This window comes from Niallia sp. FSL R7-0271 (genome assembly GCF_038005785.1).
GTDB lineage: Bacteria > Bacillota > Bacilli > Bacillales > Cytobacillaceae > Niallia.
In genome coordinates this window covers 865,707-885,851 of sequence record NZ_JBBOTZ010000002.1, presented here as the reverse complement: position 1 = coordinate 885,851, position 20,145 = coordinate 865,707, and the positions used below count along the sequence as shown (strand labels likewise).

Below are 20,145 nucleotides of genomic sequence, written 5' to 3'. Positions count from 1 at the left end.
AGTGCACTTTTCGTTAAAGTGCACTCTCTACATCTTATTTCAAGAAGTTTTCTTTAAAGAAATCTAATTGGTAATCTAAAGAAATTGGATCATTAAAGATAAACTCATATGCATTAGCTTCTAATACATGGTTGTTTTTTACTGCAGGAATATTTTTGTATACATCTGTTTCCTGGTAAGAGTTATCTTGGTCATTATATTTGCTTATTACAAGATAATCACCAACATATTCTGGAAGGACTTCAGAAGACAGCGTGTAGTAGCCTTCTTTTTCCGTCATTTCTTTTACTTTTTCAGGCATTTTTAAGCCCATTGCTTGATAAAGAATTTCTGTTCCTCGGCCCCAGCTGTCACCAAGGATATACATGCTTTTATCATAGCTTTCCAATACGGTAACAGTAGCATCTTCGCCGATTTTCGCTTTAATTTCCTCGCCGGCAGCTTTTGCACGAGCTTTGAAATCATCAATCCATGCTTGTGCTTCTTTCTCTTTATTCAAGAGCTTGCCGATTTCTAAATGCTGCGTTAAGTAGTCCACTTTGTTATAAGTATATGTTACAGTCGGAGCGATTTTTCCAAGCTTATCAATGTTTTTAGTTGTGCTTGCTGCGATAATTAAGTCTGGTTGCAGCTCAGCAATTTTTTCGATATTCTCTTCGGAAACCACTTCCACATCCTTCAATTCGTCTGCATAACGTGGATTCGTCATCGACCATGAATCTACACCTACAAGATTAACGCCAAGTTTTAAAACATAACCTGCATTTGTTAAAGCAACAACTCTTTGTGGATCTGCTGGAACTTCGATTGGGCCATTTTCTGATTCATATGTGATTGTGGAATCTTCCTCTTTTTTTGTTTCTTCGCCAGATGTTCCTGTTGTCTTATTGCCGCAAGCACTAATAATTAATACAAGAAGAAGAATGAATGGTATAAGTTTTTTGCTCAATGTTTGCTACCCCTTTTAAAATAAAATAGTATGTATATATTTCTGTATTACTAGTTTACCTGTTTATTTCCCTCCTGAATGGATGATAATGAGAATGATAATCATTCTTGGGTTAATCATAATCTCGTATCTAATTTCTGTCAATAGATTTTGAGCCTTCAAATTAAAAATTTTGTGACAACTAAAAAAGGCCGGTCAAATTGGCCAGCCTTTAAGAGATATAAAATAAAATGAACGGCTTTTATTGGCTTTGCCAATGGAGCCTGCGTCTGATTTTTTTGTAAAACCGATAAGTATGCCTGACAACATCCAGTGCTTTAAAAGGAATTTTTACTGGGTACTTATAAATAGTTTTTTTATATAGTTTATAATATGCCTTCACTAAATCTTCCCATTTTTCATCTTTGCCTTCTTTATAAAAATCCGAGACGTCGACAACATATCCTCTGCCATCCTTCATCATCACGTTTTTTCCGTGGATATCATATGGATTCAGACCACATCTTCTCGCATATTCGAGGGCTTCATTAATATCTTCGATGACAGTTTCCGGTATCCTAATTCCTTTAGCAAAGGCATTATAAAGCGTGATTCCTTTTAGTCTTTTTAAAACTAAATAGTTATCTCCTTCATACACTAGATGAGAGTAGCTCGGATGAATGCCAAGTTTTCTGTATATATCTGCTTCCTTTTTTAGATTTTCTTGTTCTACTACATTGACTTTAACGACGAGATCTGGCTCTGTATCATGCATAAAGACAGCTGCATAATTGCCTACTCCAACACACTTCCATCCAAGTGGTATGCGTTTTACCACGACTGGATTATGCACTTTTTCTCTTTTTAACACTACTTTCTTTAAAAGCTCTGTTTCTATTAAATGAATAAAATTCTTCTTCATCATTCCCCTCCGCTACTTGCTATTTTATCATCTTTTCCTTAGTGTTCCCTTAACTTGAACAGAGAAATTTTTACAAACTGAAAAATAATAATAGAGTAGCTATTTCTATCGAAAGTATTGATTAATTCAATCAAAATATTCAGCTTTCCTTACTATCTCTGTCCTCATAAAATAGAGATAGTAATGGAGAGAAGGGAGAATTTATTATGACAGTTGCCGTTATATATGGGGGAAACCGCCCGAATGGAAATACAGAATTGCTGACAGACTTAGTAATTAAAGGGGTCAAGGTCGAAAAAATTTATTTAGGAGATTTTCATATTGAACCCATAATGGATATGCAACACGACGAAATTGGCTTTCAGGATAGCAAGGACGATTACTATACAGTCATAAACCGTATCCTCCCACATGATACTATTCTATTCGCTACACCTATTTATTGGTACAGCATGACAGGAATCATGAAGAACTTTATTGATCGCTGGTCCCAAATGCTAAGAGATGCTAACTACCCTGATTTTAAAGGGAAAATGGCTTCCAAAAAAGCATACGTCATCGCTGTTGGTGGCGATTCACCTACCATTAAAGGTCTGCCGATGATTCAGCAATTTCAATATATTTTCGATTTCGTCGCTGTTAATTTTGCCGGCTATATTCTTGGTGCTGGCAACAAACCTGGCGATATTTTAACAGACAAAAACGCACTTTATGCTGCAACTGAGCTCAATAAGCAATTATTAGCGAGAGAATAACGAAAAAGTCTGCATCAGTTGCTGCAGACTTTTTTCTATTCATTTCTTTACTTCATATTGTAGTTCAACAAATTGTCCAAAGCTTCGTGTACCTTTCAGCTGAAGGTTCAGCTTATAATTACCAGCTTTAAATAACGGAATGCCGTCTCCGATAACAGTTGGGGCAATTGTCACAATCAGTTCATCGACCAAATTGTTTTCCAAAAAAGCCTGAAGCAGATTACCTCCGCCAACCATCCAAATATTTTTGCCTGCTTCTTTTTTTAATTTGTTCACAAAGAGCAAAATATCCTCTTGTATAAATTGAACATATTCTGTATTCTCTTTAGGGGTTCGAGAGAAGACATAGCAATCCTTTCCTTTATACGGAAAATCACCTTTTTCATAATCCATAATCCACTCATATGTACGATTACCGATCAGAATAGTATCAACTGTTTCATAGAACTCGGAGTAGCCGTTATCCCCTTCTCCCTCTACTTGGAATAACCAGTCTAGTGAATCATCCTTTGTCGCAATATATCCATCTAAGCTTTGAGCAATATATAATACAAGCTTTCTTTCGTTCATTGGGCATCATCCTTCACAAACAAGAATGTATGTTCTTGTTTATTATATACTATAATCTTATTTTTTAGGATAGTGCTGTAACATTTTTAAAGAGGGTATTTTAACAGCTGCCAAGCCTGTTTCACCTTTTGGTATTACAAGTAGGTTAAGGAATCAAGAACTTCCTCCAAACTTAGTTCAGCACAAGCCATGGATGTGTCTGCTGCCCCATAATACAATTTAATGATGTCCCCTTCTGTCAGCACCCCGCAAGAAAACACAACTCCACCGAAAAATCCTTCTTTTTCATACTGTGCTTCCGGTTCAACTATAGGATTCTCCGATCGTGCAATAACTTTCGCTGGGTTTTGTAAATCTAATAAGACCGCCCCCATACAGTAACGCTGATCCTGTGATGCACCATGATACAATTCTAACCAGCCTTTTTTTGTTCGAAACGGCACTGCTCCTCCTCCGATTCTGCCAGAATCCCATTTTCCTGCTCTCGTGCCAATTAAATGACGGTGATTCCCCCATTGCAGCAGATTTTCAGATTCTGCAATCCAAATATCTGGAGAGCCATTACTATTTGGAACAGGGCGATGCAAAGCATAATACTTTCCATTTATTTTTTCTGGAAAGATCGCTACATCTTTATTTTCTGGAGCCAAAATCATTCCATGATTTTCGACTTGAACAAAATCTTTTGTTGAAACCATGACAACGCCTACACCTTTAGGAGATGTTGCACTATAGTAAATATAGTACGTATCTTTTATTTTAGTAATTCGAGGGTCTTCAATGCCAAAGGTCTCCAGTTCATTGGCTGGATAAATAAACGGCTGTTCATCCACTGTAAAGTGACGGCCGTCTTTACTGCGGGCGATTCGCAAATAAGAAAGAGAGGTTAAGTAAGACCACTTACTATGATTTGCTCTTCTGATCACACGAGGATCGGAAAAATCGTAATTAGGGTCGTCCTGTTGAAATTCCATAATATCGAGCTGTTTCGTGTTTGGATTAAATATAGGTGATTTCACTGTATTATCTCTATTGCTAAACGGTCTTTCTGCAATCCGAACAAGCATGATTACTTCCTTCTTATACTCCGTAATTCCCGCATTAAAAGCCCCGATAACTTCAAATCCTTCGTGAAACGGTGTTATATCTTCTGGTGTAAGCAATGGATTTTGTTCGTAGCGATAAATATTCATATGTTCAGCTCCTTCGTTTCATATGGTAGAAATGGATCTGGAATCGTAATTTTCTGTGCTTCTGCATCACTAGTTCCTGCATACAAATAGGCAGTTCCATCACTATTACGTATTATGCCGCCACTAAAAACGACATCCTTTAAATCTGATCTTTTAGACGGTCCCTTCTGAAAGTTCGCCCGTTCAGCTATGATTTTCATTTCTGACGAAGCACCCGTTTTCGGATTAAGCATGAATACCATCGGATAATAGTGGCGGTGTCCACGTTCATCAAATTTAGCAATATGACCTAACACACCAATAATTCCGTTGGACAGGAGTTGAGCTTCATTAACTCCTCCCCATTCTTCGTCAGTAAATTGCTCCAGTAATGGTGTATTTTCTATCTCTTGAATGGTTATATCAGCTAAGGTTAGCAGACGCTTAAAACCGATCTTTCCTCTGCCTCCTTTTTTTCCTTGTGGACGGGTAAACATCCCGATTGAACCATCACTTAATTCAACTACTCGCAAATCTTTCATACCATCTGGACCAGCTACAAACTCTTTTAAAGTAGCAATCTTGTCTCCTTTCATTAGGATCGTCCGCCAGCCTAATAAATCTTTATTCTTAGGATGGGGAAAGGTTTCTACCCCTCCAAAAATTAACTCGCCACCAATTTTTGTCATAAAAGGATCTTGCAAAGCAAATACTGGTGCATCCTGCAGAAGTGTCCATTTTCCATTTTCTTCTGTAAAGAAATGGACGGACGATTTTTCACTCTCCCGTAATTCAACTCTCCCTGCAATCATCATCTTTCCGCCTTCTTCAAAAGGTGCGGTTATATTGTATACATCTTTTCCTTTCAGCCCAGTTATAGTAAGTTTTTGTGGATTGGTGGGCTGAGGCTGCTGTTGAAACTCCCGTAAGATTTTCTCTAATGCTTTTACTGGTTTTTCCATAGATAAATTCCCTTCTTTTAAGTGCACTGTTTACTTTAAAGTAAATTGCATTCCTTCCTGAAATTTTTTCGTAAAGAAAAGGAAGAGAATGATAATTGGCAGTGTTAATAAAACGGAGGCTGCATACATCGGTCCTGGATAACCGCCATATGGTCCGAACATTTGCGATAAAAGCACGTTCAATGTCAGCATATTCTCACTCTTAATGACAAGCATATCCCATAGTAACTCTGACCATCTCTCCATAAACAAGAACAGAAAAACGACCGTGGTAATTGATTTTGACATCGGCAGCACAACCCTCCTCAAAATTTGCAGATGACCTGCGCCGTCCAGTTTCGCTGCTTCTATAAAAGTGTCTGGGATAGCACGAAAAAAGTTCGTATACATAAACACCGCCCATAAACTCATTGCTTTTGGAATAATCATCGCCCAGTAAGTGTCATACAGCCCTGCATTTTGGATGATTAAAAAGGACGGAACTAACAAAATAATCGCCGGAAAAAACATTTGAAACAAGATGATATTGTGGACAGTTTCCCGGCCTTTAAAGTTCATTTTTGCTAATGCATAGGCTACAACAGCTCCGGTGACCATCATGAGGACAGTAGACCCTGCTGAAACAATAACACTATTGAAGAACGCTCTTATCCATGGTCTTGGTACAGCTACATCTCCTCCTCCGAACAGCCATTCGTAAGAGCGAAGTGTAAACTGTGTCGGCACCAAGCTCTTATCGACTTGATCCCAGACCGCAAATGAACTCATTACCATATACAGATAAGGAAAAACCATTATGCATAATAGAATACTTGCGACAATATAGCGAAGCAGCAATCCTTTCCTTTTAGACCCAACCATTGCGCTTTCCCCACAGTTCTAATAGTTTTCTAATAATAAAGATGGATAAAAACGTAATCACAGAAGCGACGATTGCCACCGCAGATGCATAACCAGCCTGTAAATTCTTAAACGCTTGTGTGAAGATTTCCATTTGCCATGTGTTGGTTGCGTAATCTGGCCCGCCTCCTGTCAATTGATATACCTCTGTGAAAATTCCAAAGGTAACACCGATAGACAAAATCATGACTGTGTAAATTGCCGGATATAATAATGGCAGTGTGATCTTAAAGAACCTTTGCCAGCTAGAAGCACCATCGATTTCTGCTGCTTCATATATTTCTGCATTGATGCTTTCAAACCCAGAGGTTAATATCAATGCATAATACCCAGTAAACTTCCAAGCGATTATTACTGCGACGACACATAATGCTGCTAGAGGCGAACCAAGCCAATCGATATCGATTCCAAACTTTCCTCTTAAAACAGTGTTAAGCGGACTATTGTATGACAGCAATCCTTTGACAATAAAGGATGACACCACACCAGATGCTAAATATGGCAGGAAAAAACCAATCAGGAATATACCTTTGAATTTCGGAAGACCATGGACAATTGCTGCAACAATCATAGATGAAATAATAACTAACGGAACGAAAACAACCATAAATTTAAAGGTAACAAGGAATGCTGCTTGGACACCGGGAGACCGAAACACTTCTATGTAGTTGGCAATGCCCTTCCCATTATATTCTGGAGAAATTAAGTTCCAATCTGTTGTAGATAAATAAAACGACCATACTAATGGAATGGCAAAAAACAGGACGGCATAGAGGAGGTATGGACTGGCAAACAGCCAGCCCAACCCATTGCTTTTCCTCAACATTAAAGCCCTCCCTCTATTGCCTTTTTCATGTCATTCCAGCCGTTTTTAGGCGTTATTTTTCCTTTTACAACAGGATTCACAGCATGTTGGCCAATAAAGGTTTGCAGCTCGTTATATTTTGGATTATCGATAGATGGAATTCCATTTGGGACAGCATCTGCATACGGCTGCAGTGCCGGGTTTTCGCTGAAGAAGGCTGTGAATGCTTCATTTTCAGCTAAGTCGTCCCGGGCAGGCGGCAGATTGGTTTGTTCAAGCCACTTTAAATCATGCTCAGGATTGGAATATACCCAACTCATGAATTTCATAGCCGCTTGTTTTTGTTTCTCTGTTGCTGAAGCATAAATAACTAATCCTTTCGTATCTGCAAATGTTTTAACATTTTCTGTGCTCATTTCATCTGGAACAGGCGGAGGTGCAAGTGTAAACGTTTCTCCGTATACCATTTTTGGAAACTTTTCCTCCCAATATGTCAGTGTCCACGGACCAATGTCAGTGAAAATTCCGACTCCTGTTTCAAAGGGATCAGTAACTGTTTTTAACAAATAGGCATCTTCTTTTCGCAGATCATCCATGAAATCCAACACCTTTATTCCCGCATTATCATCTGCAACTAGCTTGTTTCCTTCAATGAAGTTATTACCTGCTGATGCGGCATTATATAGCATGAAGAAATCAAACCATCTTTTCCACGCTGTAGGGTCTGCTAAGTCCGGCTTGGCCCACACGAATTTTTCAGGATACTTTTGTTTAAGCTTCTTGGCAGCATCAAGCATTTCGCTGTATGTTTTAGGAGCCTCATTAATGCCAAGATCTTTTAAAATATCCAGCCTCCACCCAAAAAGCATTGGGTTGGAGTAGATTGGCAGTACATACTGATTTCCATCGGAAAATTTCCACGGCTCCACTGTTTCGTTCATGTTCCGATTGGTTATAATGTCTTCCCAGCCGTCTAATTCATTAAGAGGCACGAGCGCTTTACTTTCAGCAAGCTGTGCTGCAAATCCGCGGTTAATATTTTCTGACATCGTCGGAGCGCTTTTACCCGCTATTGCGGATTGAATGCTCGCTTCAGATGAAGGACTTTCTTTGATAGCGCTAACATTTATCTTAATCTTTGGATTGTCCTTTTCAAATTCCTTGGCCATTTCCTTCCAATAAGCTTGTTGAGTAATATTCGGTGCTGCCCAAAATTCTATCGTTGTCTCCCCGTTTTTATCTGCATTCTTTTTACCTTCCCCGCTGCATCCTGAAAGAATCGAAACAGCAGCGGTTGCTGCCATAAGCAGAGAAATCACTTTTTTAGATTTTTTCTTCATGTTATCACCCCGTTTAAGATTAATTACTTTACCAGTACATCAACACGTGGATTATCATTACAATTACAAAAGGGAATTACAATTCTTTTATACGAAATTATTGTAACGTTACAATTAGAATTATCACATTGTCTTTTATATTATTCAACGCGATTTTCGGACTAAACACCAAGTATGAATTGTAGTTAATTCACACTAATATTAAAGATAAAGACTTTGTTGCATGACATTATTTTGTCATGTATGTTAGTATAATGAATAATATTGTTTTCAATTAGTTGAAGGAATGATTTCATGACAAAAAAAATTACGATGCAAGATATCGCAGACCAGTTAAACATTTCGAAAAATTCTGTTTCCCAAGCGTTAACAGGCAAAGCCGGTGTAAGTGAAAAAACGAGAAGTTTAGTGGAAGCAACAGCCCGCGAGTTAGGCTATGAATATTTGCCTGCGCGTAAAAACTACCAATATAACACAGACAGCAAAAATGTTAAAATTGCGCTTATTGCATCTGATTATGCCTTTTCTCTTAAAAGCTTTTTCGGTGAAATTTACTTAAGTATTGAAAAGGAGATAGCAAGTCAAAACAACAGCTTAATGATTCAATCGATAAACCAAGCAGCCATACAATCCCTTGAATTACCTGCCTTTATTCTCAATGGTTCGGTTGACGGAGTATTAATTCTTTCCCACTTGAATACAGAGTATATTCAAAAAATTATTTCAACAGGCATCCCTGCTGTGTTAGTTGATCATCATCACCCACACATTAAAGCAGATGCAGTATTAACAAATAATCGGTTTGGAGCATTTCTGGCGGTAGAGCATCTCGTTCAATTAGGGCACAGAGAAATTGGTTTCATCGGCAATATTTCGATTTCGCCGAGCTATTATGAAAGATTGGAAGGATATCATTTGGCATTAAACCATTATGGAATGAAGCATAATGAAGCATTGCTTCTTTCCGACATAGAAGAAGATGAGGATGGTGTTAGAAAAGCGATGCACCAGCTGCCTAAACAGCCAACTGCCTGGTTTTGTGTTAATGATGGCTTAGGCTTTCTCGTCAGCTCGTATCTCGTGCATGCAGGCTACAAAATTCCTGAACAGATTTCCGTATCGAATTTTGACAATGGTCAATTATCGAAACTTGCTACACCGAAAATCACAACAATGGATATCGACCTTGAACTTTTCGGCAAAAGAGCGGTAGAACAGTTAATGTGGAGAATCAGCAATAAAGATGCAGCTAATCAAGAAATACTTTTGCCCACCACTTTGCTTGTCCGAGAGTCCACTGGACCTGCCCCCAATTAAAAAAACCAGCTTCCAATTAGAAGCTGGTTGTATCGTTATTCGTTCGTTTTCCAGTCAAACACAAAATCATCATCTGACAACGGCTCCACTTTTGTAGCCTTTACATAACCATTTCCTTTAACAGAGAAGAAGTCATGGTTTTTCGTATCTGTTTTCATCCCGTTCTCCACGATCGGGTTGATTGCCTCTGACTCAAATACTGCTTCATATCCAAGGTTCATACAAGCTTTGTTAGCATTGTAGCGAATGAATTTATTTACTTCATCTACAAGACCAATCTTTTCGTATAAGTCCTGCGTATATCCTAACTCATTTTGGTAAAGAGTTTCCATTAGATCAAGTCTTTCTTTTGCAGCTCGTTCCTGCTCTTCGATTGTAAGCTGACCGTACAGCTCTTGCGCTATTAGACCAACGTAAACTCCGTGTATACTTTCGTCACGAATTATTAAGTTTATTATTTCTCCAGAAGCTGTCAGCTTGCCTTGCCCTGCCAAGAATAATGGATAAAAGAATCCAGAATAAAATAGGAATGATTCCAAGTAGACAGAAGCAACTGTCGCCATATACAAGTCATACTTGCTTACTTCTGGCTTAAAGAGCTTTTGGTAATATTCCGAGATAAGCTTGCCCTTTTTTTGCAATTGAGGATGATTGTGCACCCAGTCAAATACTTGGTCTATCTCTTCCTCTGTAGCAAGCGTTGTAAAAATGGTTGAGTAGGATTTTGCATGGATTTGCTCCATCATTCCCATAAAGGAAAGCACACCTTTACGCTGCAAGCCGCTTACGTGCATGCTGATCAACGGCATACCTTCACCGCCCTGCTCTGTATCAAGAAGTGTCAAACCGCCAAGCACTTTCATGTATGTGTCTTGCTCTGTAGCTGACAATTCACCCCAAGTATTTTTATCAGATGAAAGACTGATTTCTTCCGGCAGCCAAAACTGTCTCGTATTTTGTGTATAAAACATCTGTGTGTAATCATCTTCATGCTGATTCCAGTTAACAGCATACTTAGTCATTTTCTTTCCCCCAGTGTTACAAAAAATAAAGGGGAGACTTAGGCTCCCCGTGTATTATCTTAAACTGCACATGCGATACATTCGTCAATCGCCAAGTTGCGTGTGCGTGTGTAGTAAAGTGATTTCAAGCCAATTTCGTTCGCATAGATATAATAGCGCGCCAATTCTTTTGTAGAAACGTCTGAGTTTACATAAAGAATGGTCGAAATACCTTGATCGACATGCTCTTGTGCTGCAGCAATCAAGTCCATAATCTTAAATTGATTCATATCGAATGCTGATTTGTAGAACCAGAAATTCGTTTCATCCATATAAGGCATTGGATAATATGTTGTAGAGTTCGCATATGTGCGGGACTCAATTTGGTTAACAACAGGCATTACAGATGCTGTAGCGTTTTGAATATAGCCAATGGATTGTGTTGGGGCAACAGCTAAACGATAAGCATTATACATACCGTGTTCTTTAACTAAAGCAGCTAGTTCTGCCCAGTCTTCACAAGTAGGAATATAGATGCCATTAAACAATTGCTTCACTTTATCTGTTTTTGGCGCATAGCTTACTTCTTTGTATTTTTCGAAGTAAGTGCCTTTCGCATACTCAGACTTATCAAAGTCCTTGAATGTTTCGTTACGTTCTTTTGCAATCAGCATACTCTTTTCGATTGAATAGTAATTCATCATCATGAAGAATGTTGCAGTGAAGTCTTTTGCTTCATCTGATTCATAGCTGATGCGGTTCTTAGACAGGTAACCGTGCAGGTTCATGGCACCTAGCCCTATCGCATGCAGCTCTTCATTTGCTTTTTTAACAGACGGTGCGTTTTGCACATCTGAAATGTCTGAAACGGTTGTTAAAGCTTCAATGCCAACATGAACAGAATCTCTGAACACATCACCAGGCTGCATCACATTAGGAATGTTAAGGGAACCTAGATTACAGTTAATATCACGGCGGATAATATCTTCTTGGCCGTAATCGGTAATTTCGGAAGTTTCCTGAAGTTGGAAGATTTCTGTCCTCATCTTCAACAGAGCTCGTTACACTCAGTCCGTTTTCTAACTGCTATAGGTCATACCCTATAGAGGAGACTATATCATCACCCTCAGCTCGACCTGTTGGGGTGCTCTGCTTTTCGATTTAAAGGATTTTACAGCTTATGCCATTCCGCATAAGCAACCTACCACTTGGCTCTACTCTACTCGCTTCTTCACTGAAGTCTTTCATTCAGCTATGCTTTCGATAGTCGTTAGGCATTTACTTATCTTATTCTTTCAGAAAGTCTCTTATAAGCAGGAAATTTGTGGATATTTTATTTTACCAATGTATTTCATACCATTAAGTTTATTAACGGTCTCATAGACAAACCCATAAGGCACTTTCTGATTCATTGCGTTTCTCCTTTTCATCTATCATGTTAAACATAAACTTTTAAAGGGAGTAAAGCATTATCATAATAAGATAAGATTTAGCACGGCAGGTTATCGCTATTGCTCTCACACAAATAGGACTTCCCCCGTTTAACAGAGTTATTCGACAGCCATTACTGACTGAAGGTGCTAGAAAGTTAACACAGATTGCTCATTTTAATCTGGCCAATGTCTTTAAGCGCATGCGCTTTGTTTGCATTGGATTTGTTCATAAAGTATGGATAGCCTGATTCCAGCTGAATTTGGGCAATCTTTGTGATCATTTCACGCGCCGTCATTGCAACACGTTTTTTCACATTTGGATTTGCCACTAACTCGTCATACATTTCATCCATGCGCATATCATCTAAATGTACACCGTATTCCTTAAACACACTGAACGGTGCGAAAACATAAAAGTCTTTGTTTTCCTTTGCTAATTGGAAGAACTTGTTTTCTACGATTAATCCGATGGAAAGTGTTTGAATACGGGACTTCTCGTCGGCATTTATTTTTTTTGTATCCAAAAATTCAACAACATCCCAATGGAAGATGTTTAAGTATGCAGCTCCTGCTCCTTTACGCTGGCCAAGCTGGTTAGCGTAGGAGAATGTATCTTCTAACAGCTTCATAACAGGAACAACGCCTGATGCTGCATTATCGATGCCTTTAATTTGTTCATTGCGGGCACGCAGCTTCGAAAGGTTAAGGGCTACTCCGCCGCCTATTTTCGAAAGCTGTCCGGATGTATTGATATTATGGAAGATGGAGTTTAATGAATCGTCCATTTCCAATAAGAAGCAGGAAACCATTTCTCCGCGACGGCTTCTGCCTGCATTCAGGAATGTCGGCGTTGCCGGCTGGTAGCGCTGCTCAATCATCGCGATTGCTGTTTTCTTCGCTTTTTCAGCATCTCCTTGTCCTAAAAACAGGGCGACGATGATAATGCGGTCTTCGTATGTTTCTAAGTAGTTCTTCTTGTCATCTGTCTTCAAGGCATAATCTTTATAGAATTTTGAAATAGCCATGTAAGACTGGAATTTAAATTCATAGTTGTAAACGTCATTTGTTATGTCTTCAATGTCAGATATGCTGTATTGTTCCAGCACTTGCGGATAATAGAAATCTTTTTCCACCATATAAGTAAATTTTTGTGCCACAGATTCAAAACGAATCAATTTCGGCTCGATTTCCGATATAAGGAATTCAGCCACTGCCTCTTTGTCTTTTTCCAGACGGAAGAAACCTTTTTCGTTAAGCTGTGTCACTTCGTTGTTTAATTCTATGTGTCTCATAGCTAATATTTTGCACCCTTTCCCTAACTATCTCCACATCCTCGGGCATGCCGCTCATCTCAAACTTATGGAGAATCGGTACCCCGTACATATTTGATATCTTATTTGCACTTAAAGCAAAGTTTTGCCCCCAATTTTTATTACCACTCGATACGACTGCATAGAGATTGGTGTGATTTGCCTTAAGGAAGTCTAAAGTTGTTTGAGGAACCTGCCCCATTCCAGTTGTATAAGTTAATAGTATAAAAGGTTCATAGACTTTTAGTCCAGCCTTTAGTTCTATTAAATTGTGCTCTGGAAGCTCTAGTTTTTGCACAAAGCGGCGCACATTCCCGGTTTTACTGTCAAACACGATAAACAAAATTATTCCCTCCTTAAGAATTTTGATAGAATAGGGGCAAAAGCAATATTCTATCCTATACCCTAAAAACATACAAGGGCTACTAAATACAGATGTTTTTTATAAATATATCTCAATATGTTGTGTCTAAACACTATTCAACCCTTTTTTGGTACTAGAGTCAATAGAGTCTCTTTGAATTTTTTTGTCAACAATATTACTCAACTTTTATCGATTTTTTAGTTTATTTGAACCTAAAAAAAATGCAAAAAGTCTGATGAGAGTAGTCCTCATTAGACTTTTTTTATACGAAAATATATTCTATTTATCTTACTTCCCACACAGCAACTATATAAAACCTTCCTACTTTTTTTACTTTTTAAAGATGTGCTGAAGGATTTCTCCAGTTCGCATTTTATCCATAAAAATAATTCTATTTGATTATAGCACCCTTACAAATTGTCCGAAAACAATAATTAACTTTTGGAACTGCCAAGTGTATCACTTTCCAATAAGCTTTTTTCATGATCACTTTCATTCCATTAATCTTGAATTAATTTTAGCAACTTTCAAAGGAACTAACCGCAATATATGTACAAATAAAAATTACCGGTGTATTTGCCGATACATTTTTACAATGTTAAAAAAGATAAAAGAATTTTCCATCTTCCATTAATCTTTTTACTCACAGGTAGATTGGAAGATTAATTATCTACATTCACATCCCCCTTCATCCTTAAGCATGTACATTTAAATAACCACATCATTTCGAATACATAATTATTATCCGCCTCTTTAAAAAATTAAGTTTCCGGTAACCTTATGACTTTAAAAGGAAACTTTAATTCCCTATATATATAGGAAAGAAAATGTTATTTTCTAAATTTAAAGAATTATATTTGACGAATTTACTTCTCTCTTATATGATAGATATATACATTTCGAATATCCCTAAAGGGGAGTAGCTTTTACAGCAAAGTCGTCATTACAGAGTGCATGCACTCTCGGCTTTGTTGGCAGCTGACAAGCTGTTAGCAAGACCTTTACATGTGAACGTGTAAAGGTCTTTTATTTTTCAAAAATCCTTTACCGTCAGCGGTAAAGGATTTTTTTGTTTAATATGTCCAAAATAAAATGAAAAAAGGATGAGAACAATGAAAAAACAAGTTAAAATGAATATGTTTGAACTGATTAAAAAGAATAAAGAAGAACTTCTAAAGGATAGAAGCTTAATGGAAAAGATTGAAAAGCGGGTTGATGAAAAGATTATCAAACAATAAGACCAGCAATCAGTTAAAAAAAGACAGCAAAATTCTATTATATTATTTAAGAAGAACACGTATAATTGGATAGTGAAACGCAAAGACAATCATTTTATATTTTGTTATTATATTAACATTAAAGACATAGCGAAACCGCGTCTTATGACATTACAACTGTTCATGTCATTTCAAAAAATCAAACAATATCCTATAAAATTATAGGACTGGAGGATTATAGTTTGTTTACTTTATTGACTAATTTACTAAAATCAGGTGCCCCTACTGTTGACCTTTCTCTATCACAGCAATCAGCTGCTCCAGGAGAGGTTGTCACAGGCCAATTCCATATTCAAGGGGGACGTAAAAGCTGTAAAATTAAACGATTAGAATGCACCTTAGTAAAGGAATTCGAGGATGGCAAAACCGAAACGGTTGAAGAAGTTACGACCATTTTGATGTCCCGAGTTATAGGCAGTGAAGAAAAAATCGAACTGCCATTTTCTTATCTTATTACAGACAAGCTTGAGCCAACTGCTACTTCCTTTTCTTACAGACTGCATACTAATCTTGTTTTCGCAGAAAATATGTCAAGAAAGGACCATGATGAATTAGTGATAGTCGATAATAGGAAATAAAAAGGAAACATTTAAAGATGTGCCATATTGGCACATCTTTTTTACAATCACGCCAATTTGTATTTTGTCTATCGTACGTATGAAGCTGGCAAGCATGTCCACTTCGTAAAGTTTAGACCGCTTTGTTCAGAAGGAGCACATTGGCTGGAATTATAACTAAGGCAACTTGCCTGAAGAAACGTTCACCTATCAATGGTTTGCAGATGTTAAATTAAAAGCAACCATTTGGCCTGACCACTTATATGCCAATGAACATCAGCAGCATGGTGTATTAATATAGAATCTAGATTCTCCCGCTTCCTTGACCCTACACTGGAGAAGAAATAGAATCAGGAACGCAAGCAATAATCGTGAAACGGCTAAGTCCTGACTTCCGAGAGTTTCATTTGTTTGATAATGATTTTTCTTTACTGCTTGATGCAAATAATCCGCCTTTAAACCCACCTCCGTCCTGCCTATACCTTCAGTTCATGGTGATCGCTTCTTAAGACGTATAACGGCGGTCCAGTCCGCATCAGGCTTTTTTACTGGTTTATCAGATGACCCTGGCGTTATGGGCATTAACTACCGAAACGAGCCGCCCTATCGCTGGTATCTAAATCAGCCGTTTGGATTAGCGAATCTCTGGGATATGGCCGATATCCGCAATCACCGCCACCATAGGGCTTTCAGAATGCTGATAACAGAATTCAGAGGTTCCAGTTATCTTGATCCGTGTACAAGAGAAATAGTGAAAACCGGTGATCAGAATATCATCTCCAATCCTTTTGGTGAATATATGGAATTTGCAGTAGTAATGCATGACGGTATCCGTCTTGTTGATAAAGATGGCAATCTTATTATCGATCCTGAACCATTACTACTCGATATTGAAGACATTGAATTAGAAGATTTTGAAGATCAAGGATCGCGTGCTTATAACTACAGAGCGGAAAGATTTAAACACCTCTTAGCACAGAATCTGGATATATTAAAAGTGTTCACTCTCCCTTGTTCACCGGGATCCAGCAACACCGCTATTTTTGACCTATGCAGGTGACCCCGTTGTTATAAGGTTTACCTTCCCTGCTGATAGAGCCCTTATGATGGCCACAAGTGGCTCGATAATGATGAAGTAAACTCACGAATCACTTCCTTTGAAGGACAGATATCTGTCGGCCATGCAGATGATTTTGCTTTAAAATACGGAGCAGGTGGCTTTTAGAACTTGTCAGGAGACTATCTGTACCGATCTGGTCTTATTGACTGGGATATTGAACTCGGTGTGTGGGGAATCATGCGTGTAGATATGCCTAGTCCTTATTTGGCACCGCTAAATCCGGTATTTCTCTCCATTTAGATATGAGTAAAAAAGGAAGTGTTTAAAAAATAATGACAGAAAAAAATTGCGATTGTCCTTGTCACCATAATCAGGGTATTTGTCCTCAAGGCGGCTTTTACTGCCCGGAACGAATACCAGAAAGTGTTCCAAACAATCGCTTTGGTTCTCCAATATTTGTCCACCAACCATTCCGACACCGCGTTACAACTCGCCGAGCAGTTCGCTACCGCTTCGGGAATTAAACGCCTTACAGGTTTGAATTTGAGGAAATTAATGATACCCTTGGCAATCCGCGTGATCCACAAGACCCTGAACAAGAGCAGCGGCAAAGACAGCTGCAACAGCATTTCCGGGCAATCCGCTTTTCTCTTGTGAAATCATCGTTGCTTGTGATGATGGAGGCCACAGTTGCAATCAGAGTAATGATGCTTATCGCAGTCACAATCTGAATGATGATTGTCACAGTCACAATCACAATCTGAGTGGCGGTGATGATTTTTTTGTGAATGGTGATGTGGATCGGAAGGATCATTAGAGTAAGTGGAATAGTTTTGATAATTGTTATAAGAAGGATACTGATGATAATGCTTGTCCTCCGAATCCCAATTATTGATTACTCCGTGCAGTGATTTCAACAAATACTTAGATATTTTACGTGCTTCTCCCCTAACAGAAAAACCCAATATACCCATTAAAATGCTCCTTTCTGACATAGTTCATACTAATATATGTCACTTTTTTCCGCTGGTTATGTACAAACGTTTACTATGTAAAAAATTGACTTATGTCCTCATTGAATAAATGTCAACAAAACTGTTTTGTGAAAATAAAAAAATGATCAGCCTGTTAAAAAGCGATCACTTTTCTTGCAATTATTCCTCTTCCGTCATGGAAATAATAAATTGTTTTAAGCTCGGAGCATGCTCTTCAGCTTCTCCGCTTTCATGGTACCAGAGAAAGATTTGTTCTCTCATCAATCCATTAACTTTTTTTAAGCATAATTTATCTCCTGTACCATTTTCGCCAATAACAATCCATTCGTCTGCCATTCCAATATAACGAACTTCAGTATTTTGTCTGACAATATCATCCCATGTTTTCTTCACATTTTTGCGGTCTTTAATCGGAAATAGTATCCATTCTCCAATTTCAGGGTTATTTACTAAATGGTACAGCTGCACAAATTGTTCTGGAAACACTGCTTGAGTTTTTCTTCTGCTGCCTTAATATCTATCTCGTCTACACCAGGCTTTCTAGTTAAAATCAACTTACGGACTGTTTCCATCTGCTTCTCTCTCCTTTATAAACGATATCGCTCTCTGAATCTCAGCTGTCCCATTCCTCTGCCAACATTCCATAAACGATATGATCCACATAATGATCATACAACCACTCTGCCTGCCTGATACAGCCTTCTCTTGTGAAATGAAGACGTTCCGCAATACTTCTACTTTTCTTATTCCCTGACGCAGCCCTTATTTCTACTTTATCGAGCTGCAGCTCTAAAAAGGCATAATCAGTTAATGCGTGCACAGCATTTGTCATTATTCCATTGCCCTCATAGCCCGTCCCGAGCCAATAGCCAATATAGGCTGTTTTATTCGCCCAGTTTATACTATTAAACCCAACAACTCCAACAATTTCGCCTTTAAAAAGAATTACTGTTGTTAAACATGTATTCTCAGAAAATCCTTTTAAGCAAAATTGGATAAATTGCTGTGTATCCTGCAGCTTTGTTGTTGTGTCTAGCCAAGGCAGCCATGTTCTTAAGTTCTCCCTCGAAAGCTCTGTTAACGCAAACACACGCTGTGCATCATGTGGCTGTATTAATTTTAGTGCTAAATCTTCATTTATTTTATGTATGAACATGAAAGCTCCCCCCATTGCCTTTTTTTGTATTTTACCATAATACTGAAAGTTAGGGAGAAGGTCATAAAAAAGAACAAGGAAGCTCTCTACCTTGTTCTATATTTTCCTATTAAATGGCTTTCGCCTTAAGAATAAATCTGTGCTGCTTAACTTCAAAGTAGCCTATTTCCTCGATTTGTTGATGAATATGATATAATTCATCTTCCAATTGGCCAATGTTAAAGTTTGGTACTTGCCAAGGGATTACTTGAAGATATTGACACTCCCACAGCTAAAGCAATGGGATTCTAAAGTGCTATTGCGTTCACATTTACTTATTTGTTGCAGCGCCAAGCTTCCATATGACCAGGAAAGCATAGCACTCGCTGTTCGTCCTGTTTCTGATAAATACAAGAAATCCCAGCCATTAAATGCGTGATTTCCTGCTTTTATTAAGTCTAAAAATAGCTGAACCTGCTCCATGTTTGCCTCCTGTAGAAGTTAGTTATCATAAAAAACTTTAAAGGCGGCACTCTAAGCCAGATTGATGGATAGAAGGGAGTGTTTTTCAAAAGGATATCAGCCGCTTCCTTAAACTTCCACAACCTTAAAGCTATTTCCTCTTATCTGCCCGAACAGATAAGATATTTGCTTCTGCACCATATTCAAGGCGGATTGTTTTTCTTGCATCTACAGGTGTGCGCGCATTGATTGGCTTCACCTGTTTTTCGCCGTTTATCTCAAGCTCCACTAAAAAGCATTTCGCTCCACATCTCAAAAGCGCTCCTCCTTATCTACTCACAAGCCTATCATACTTACATCTAGTAAGAAAATCTGCTTTCTTCCATCCTAAAAAAAGAAGATCACTAAGATCTCCCCTACTCTTTGCTTATAGCACCTAAGCCTTCTAACAAAACTTTCGCATCAGAATTTAAATAATTTCGTGCTGATTTTTTCAGCAATGTTTGTTCATTGCCTTTCACAATCATTTTTAATCCTCTCACATCAAACTTAGAGGCATAGGTGTTGATGGAATGATAAATTGCAAGCTCCTGCCTTGTTGGATGTTCATAGCCTGATTGGATGGAATCAGTAATGAACTTTAGCAGCTCTCTTCCGTTTTTCTTCAATTTCCTTTCATTTTTCTTTAAGTATTCTATGTTCTCTTCCATTAATTTTCTTGCTGTCACTAGGTCAAGCTCTTCTACCTTCTCATTTATTGTTTGAATTAATTGCTCTATATACATGTACATTACCCCTTCCTATCTTTATATCGGATGGTATTCCATCTAAACGCACGTATAAAAGAACTATTTTTGCGCTTCTAAATTTTGCAACTATA

Annotated in this window: 22 protein-coding genes and 3 pseudogenes; 6 read left to right on the top strand and 19 right to left on the bottom strand. The window is 38.2% G+C overall.

The genetic code is table 11. The annotated features are described in order from the left end of the window. Positions 1-34: 34 nt before the first annotated feature. On the bottom strand, positions 35-949 hold the full coding sequence (locus tag MKX82_RS24465) for an iron-hydroxamate ABC transporter substrate-binding protein (protein WP_237942651.1): 915 nt from the start codon (positions 947-949) through the stop codon (positions 35-37). Positions 950-1,190: 241 nt separating this feature from the next. Further along, complete coding sequence (locus MKX82_RS24460; protein ID WP_233315329.1) at positions 1,191-1,853, bottom strand: serine/threonine protein kinase; 663 nt, start codon at positions 1,851-1,853, stop codon at positions 1,191-1,193. 203 nt (positions 1,854-2,056) lie between these two features. Between MKX82_RS24460 and MKX82_RS24455 the strand changes: the two genes are divergently transcribed. After that, positions 2,057-2,605, top strand: a complete 549-nt coding sequence (locus MKX82_RS24455; RefSeq protein WP_341080792.1) for a flavodoxin family protein — start codon at positions 2,057-2,059, stop codon at positions 2,603-2,605. A 39-nt stretch (positions 2,606-2,644) separates the two neighbouring features. Here the strand turns inward: MKX82_RS24455 and MKX82_RS24450 are convergent, their stop codons facing one another. The 6 genes from MKX82_RS24450 to MKX82_RS24425 all read right to left on the bottom strand — a co-directional run bounded on the left by MKX82_RS24450 (position 2,645) and on the right by MKX82_RS24425 (position 8,354). Further along, positions 2,645-3,175, bottom strand: coding sequence for a dihydrofolate reductase family protein (locus MKX82_RS24450; RefSeq protein ID WP_233315331.1), 531 nt, complete (start codon positions 3,173-3,175; stop codon positions 2,645-2,647). 134 nt (positions 3,176-3,309) lie between these two features. Then, positions 3,310-4,368, bottom strand: a complete 1,059-nt coding sequence (locus MKX82_RS24445; protein ID WP_341080790.1) for a BtaManbiosPhlase — start codon at positions 4,366-4,368, stop codon at positions 3,310-3,312. Next, positions 4,365-5,309 carry a DUF1861 family protein gene (locus MKX82_RS24440; RefSeq protein WP_341080787.1) on the bottom strand — a complete coding sequence of 315 codons (945 nt, stop codon included), beginning with the start codon at positions 5,307-5,309 and terminating at the stop codon, positions 4,365-4,367. Before MKX82_RS24440 ends, MKX82_RS24445 begins: the two co-directional genes overlap by 4 nt. Positions 5,310-5,339: 30 nt before the next feature. Further along, the gene (locus tag MKX82_RS24435) at positions 5,340-6,170 is read right to left on the bottom strand and encodes a carbohydrate ABC transporter permease (RefSeq protein WP_233315334.1); all 831 of its coding nucleotides are present in this window, start codon (positions 6,168-6,170) and stop codon (positions 5,340-5,342) included. Then, positions 6,157-7,035 (bottom strand): carbohydrate ABC transporter permease, encoded by an 879-nt coding sequence (locus MKX82_RS24430; RefSeq protein WP_233315335.1) that lies wholly within the window; start codon positions 7,033-7,035, stop codon positions 6,157-6,159. Before MKX82_RS24430 ends, MKX82_RS24435 begins: the two co-directional genes overlap by 14 nt. Beyond that, positions 7,035-8,354 (bottom strand): ABC transporter substrate-binding protein, encoded by a 1,320-nt coding sequence (locus tag MKX82_RS24425; protein ID WP_341080785.1) that lies wholly within the window; start codon positions 8,352-8,354, stop codon positions 7,035-7,037. The genes MKX82_RS24430 and MKX82_RS24425 overlap by 1 nt, the downstream gene beginning before the upstream one ends. 294 nt (positions 8,355-8,648) lie before the next feature. Between MKX82_RS24425 and MKX82_RS24420 the strand changes: the two genes are divergently transcribed. Next, positions 8,649-9,671, top strand: a complete 1,023-nt coding sequence (locus tag MKX82_RS24420) for a LacI family DNA-binding transcriptional regulator (RefSeq protein ID WP_341080782.1) — start codon at positions 8,649-8,651, stop codon at positions 9,669-9,671. A gap of 35 nt (positions 9,672-9,706) precedes the next feature. Here the strand turns inward: MKX82_RS24420 and nrdF are convergent, their stop codons facing one another. From nrdF to nrdI, 4 genes and pseudogenes are all read right to left on the bottom strand, one after another. Next, positions 9,707-10,693 (bottom strand): class 1b ribonucleoside-diphosphate reductase subunit beta, encoded by a 987-nt coding sequence (nrdF, locus tag MKX82_RS24415; protein ID WP_233315338.1) that lies wholly within the window; start codon positions 10,691-10,693, stop codon positions 9,707-9,709. A gap of 59 nt (positions 10,694-10,752) precedes the next feature. Continuing rightward, positions 10,753-11,712: pseudogene (locus tag MKX82_RS24410) on the bottom strand (ribonucleotide-diphosphate reductase subunit alpha); the annotation flags it as partial. A gap of 551 nt (positions 11,713-12,263) precedes the next feature. Beyond that, positions 12,264-13,397: pseudogene (locus tag MKX82_RS24405) on the bottom strand (ribonucleotide reductase N-terminal alpha domain-containing protein); the annotation flags it as partial. Further along, on the bottom strand, positions 13,357-13,758 hold the full coding sequence (gene nrdI / locus MKX82_RS24400; protein WP_233315339.1) for a class Ib ribonucleoside-diphosphate reductase assembly flavoprotein NrdI: 402 nt from the start codon (positions 13,756-13,758) through the stop codon (positions 13,357-13,359). The pseudogene MKX82_RS24405 and the gene nrdI, both read right to left, overlap by 41 nt. A gap of 1,133 nt (positions 13,759-14,891) precedes the next feature. On the opposite strand from nrdI, the gene MKX82_RS24395 reads away from it, so the two are divergent. From MKX82_RS24395 to MKX82_RS24380, 4 genes are all read left to right on the top strand, one after another. Next, entirely contained in the window at positions 14,892-15,017 is a 126-nt protein-coding gene (locus tag MKX82_RS24395) for an FbpB family small basic protein (RefSeq protein WP_233315340.1), read from the top strand. 221 nt (positions 15,018-15,238) lie between these two features. Then, positions 15,239-15,634, top strand: coding sequence for a sporulation protein (locus MKX82_RS24390; RefSeq protein ID WP_233315341.1), 396 nt, complete (start codon positions 15,239-15,241; stop codon positions 15,632-15,634). 553 nt (positions 15,635-16,187) lie between these two features. Beyond that, positions 16,188-16,673 (top strand): hypothetical protein, encoded by a 486-nt coding sequence (locus MKX82_RS24385; RefSeq protein ID WP_341080780.1) that lies wholly within the window; start codon positions 16,188-16,190, stop codon positions 16,671-16,673. Positions 16,674-16,841: 168 nt separating this feature from the next. Beyond that, positions 16,842-16,973: a hypothetical protein gene (locus MKX82_RS24380; protein ID WP_341080778.1), complete on the top strand. Its 132-nt coding sequence runs from the start codon at positions 16,842-16,844 to the stop codon at positions 16,971-16,973. On the opposite strand, the gene MKX82_RS24375 is transcribed toward MKX82_RS24380, so the two are convergent. The 7 genes and pseudogenes from MKX82_RS24375 to MKX82_RS24345 form a co-directional block, all read right to left on the bottom strand. Next, positions 16,970-17,302, bottom strand: a complete 333-nt coding sequence (locus MKX82_RS24375; RefSeq protein ID WP_341080776.1) for a hypothetical protein — start codon at positions 17,300-17,302, stop codon at positions 16,970-16,972. The genes MKX82_RS24380 and MKX82_RS24375 overlap by 4 nt on opposite strands. Positions 17,303-17,332: 30 nt before the next feature. After that, positions 17,333-17,647: a hypothetical protein gene (locus MKX82_RS24370; RefSeq protein WP_341080775.1), complete on the bottom strand. Its 315-nt coding sequence runs from the start codon at positions 17,645-17,647 to the stop codon at positions 17,333-17,335. A gap of 180 nt (positions 17,648-17,827) precedes the next feature. Continuing rightward, positions 17,828-18,240 (bottom strand): annotated as a pseudogene (locus MKX82_RS24365) (SMI1/KNR4 family protein). Between the two features lie 41 nt (positions 18,241-18,281). Further along, positions 18,282-18,824 (bottom strand): GNAT family N-acetyltransferase, encoded by a 543-nt coding sequence (locus MKX82_RS24360; RefSeq protein ID WP_341080774.1) that lies wholly within the window; start codon positions 18,822-18,824, stop codon positions 18,282-18,284. Between the two features lie 243 nt (positions 18,825-19,067). Beyond that, positions 19,068-19,286: a hypothetical protein gene (locus tag MKX82_RS30470; RefSeq protein WP_445738853.1), complete on the bottom strand. Its 219-nt coding sequence runs from the start codon at positions 19,284-19,286 to the stop codon at positions 19,068-19,070. A 130-nt stretch (positions 19,287-19,416) separates the two neighbouring features. Continuing rightward, positions 19,417-19,581, bottom strand: coding sequence for a hypothetical protein (locus tag MKX82_RS24350; protein ID WP_341080772.1), 165 nt, complete (start codon positions 19,579-19,581; stop codon positions 19,417-19,419). Between the two features lie 100 nt (positions 19,582-19,681). Beyond that, positions 19,682-20,050: a hypothetical protein gene (locus MKX82_RS24345; RefSeq protein WP_341080770.1), complete on the bottom strand. Its 369-nt coding sequence runs from the start codon at positions 20,048-20,050 to the stop codon at positions 19,682-19,684. Positions 20,051-20,145: the final 95 nt, after the last annotated feature.